Origin of the sequence: Herbaspirillum sp. B65 (assembly GCF_000333555.1) — a bacterium.
GTDB lineage: Bacteria > Pseudomonadota > Gammaproteobacteria > Burkholderiales > Burkholderiaceae_D > Herbaspirillum > Herbaspirillum rubrisubalbicans.
On sequence record NZ_BADI01000559.1, the window covers coordinates 1 to 2252 of the forward strand.

At 62.4% G+C, this 2252-nt stretch carries 1 protein-coding gene and 1 pseudogene; both read left to right on the plus strand.

The genetic code is table 11. From position 1 onward, the window contains the following. Positions 1-673 (plus strand): annotated as a pseudogene (locus I5W_RS13590) (murein hydrolase activator EnvC family protein); the annotation flags it as partial. Between the two features lie 3 nt (positions 674-676). Further along, the gene (locus I5W_RS13595; RefSeq protein ID WP_044529631.1) at positions 677-2173 is read left to right on the plus strand and encodes a S41 family peptidase; all 1497 of its coding nucleotides are present in this window, start codon (positions 677-679) and stop codon (positions 2171-2173) included. The last annotated feature ends 79 nt before the right edge of the window (positions 2174-2252 follow it).

Sequence of the window (2252 nt, forward strand, 5' to 3'; positions counted from 1 at the left end):
CAGATCATCGAGCAGCAGAAAAGGCCGAAGCCGAGGCCCGCGAGAAGCGCGNCCAGGAACAATTGCCAAAGCCAAGCCGAAACGCGAGAAGCGTCTGGCTGAACAGCGGGCGCGCGCCGAAAAGCGCGCTGCCGAAGCGCCCAAGGCGCCAAAGGAAGGCAAGCCGGCGCCCAAGACGCCCGATCCAGCCGACGCCATCGACGATGACGAACCGCCGCAAAGTGCCTCCCTGGGTCGCAACGACACTCTGCCCGAACCGTCGGATAACTTCGGCAAGCCTTTCGCCAGCCTGCGCGGGCAACTGCACTTGCCGGTCAAGGGCGAGCTGGTCTCCAAGTTCGGCAGCCGGCGCGGTGACGGACCGACCAGCCGAGGCCTGTTCATCCGCGCCCAGGAAGGTTCGGAAGTACGGGCGGTGGCCGCCGGTCGGGTGGTCTTTGCGGATTGGTTGCGTGGTTTCGGCAACCTGATCATCGTCGACCACGGCAACCAGTACATGACCATTTATGGCAATAACCAGTCGGTGTTGAAACGCGCCGGTGATCTGGTCAAGGCAGGTGAAACCATCGCCACCGCAGGCAACAGCGGCGGCAACGAGCAATCGGGTTTATACTTTGAAATGCGGTATCAAGGCCGCGCATTCGACCCACTGGGGTGGGTAACTTCTAGGTGACACATGGGCAGCAAACTCAAGAATATCGGTTTGATCGGTTTGGGCATGGTGGCAGGCGCCACCGCGATGATTCAGTTCGACGCCATCGCGCAAAAGAATGCAACGGCGTCGCTGCCCCTGGAGGAGCTGCGGCAGATGGCCGACGTCTTCGGTCTCATCAAGTCGGATTACGTGGAGCCTGTCGACGACAGGAAGCTGCTGACCGAAGCCATTTCCGGCATGGTCGCCTCGCTCGACCCGCACTCCGCCTATCTGGACAAGAAGGCCTACAAGGAACTGCGCGAAGGCACCATGGGCAAGTTCGTGGGCCTGGGCATCGAGGTCGGCATGGAAGATGGCTACGTCAAGGTCATCTCCCCCATCGAGGATTCACCAGCCTTCCGCGCCGGGATCAAGGCCGGTGACCTGATCACCCGCCTGGACAGCACCCCGGTCAAGGGCCTGACGCTGGATGAAGCCGTCAAGAAGATGCGCGGCGAACCCAATACCAAGATCACCCTGACGATCGCCCGCAAGGATGAAGACAAGCCCATCGTGCTGACCATCACCCGCCAGGAGATCCGCGTCCAGAGCGTCAAGTCCAAGGTGGTCGAGCCCGGCTACGCCTGGCTGCGCGTGACCCAGTTCCAGGAACCGACGGTGGACGACATGTCCAAGAAGCTGGCCGCCATCTACGCCCAGGAACCCAACCTGAAGGGCATCGTGCTGGACCTGCGCAATGACCCGGGCGGCGTGCTGCCGGGCGCCATCGGCGTGGCTGCGGCCTTCCTGCCCAAGGATTCGGTGGTGGTCTCCACCAATGGCCAGCTCCCCAGCTCCAAGCAGACCTTCTACGCCAAGCGTGAGTACTACGCCTCCAACCCGCTGTCGGACCCGCTGTCGCGCCTGCCGGATGCCATCAAGAAGGTACCGATGGTGGTCCTGATCAACAGCGGCTCGGCCTCGGCTTCCGAAATCGTGGCCGGCGCCCTGCAGGATTACAAGCGCGCCACCATCATGGGCACGCAATCCTTTGGCAAGGGTTCGGTGCAATCGGTGATCGCGCTGCCGCCGGAAAAGAACACCGCCGTCAAGCTGACCACCGCCCGCTACTACACGCCCAAGGGCCGTTCCATCCAGGCGCGGGGCATCGTGCCGGACATCATGGTGGACGAATACCCGGACGGCGATGGCTTGAACGGCCTGCGTCTGCGTGAAGCCGATCTTTCCAAGCACCTGACCAACGATACCGACAAGTCCGCCGAGGTCAAGGCGCAATCGATGGACGAACAGTCCGAAGAGCGCCTGATCGCCGCCGAGAAGAAGCGCAAGCCCATGGACTTCGGCAGCAAGGATGACTTCCAGCTGATCCAGGCCCTGAATCACCTCAAGGGCTTGCCGGTGAAGGTCTCCAACGCCAAGCCGGAAGTGCGCAACGAAGAAAGCAAGAACAGCGCCCCGGTCAAGGATGAGCGCAAGGGACACAAGGCGCCGGCCGAGAAGATCGACACCACAAAGTAAGTCGCCGCCCCCGGCAGGCACATCGGGCCGCTACCAAGCGGCCCCTTTTCATGGAACCCACCGGAACTGACAATGGATG

Excerpts from the sequence above, each read along its gene's own strand:
- I5W_RS13595 (WP_044529631.1), top strand. The coding sequence starts at position 677 with ATGGGCAGCAAACTCAAGAATATCGGTTTGATCGGTTTGGGCATGGTG.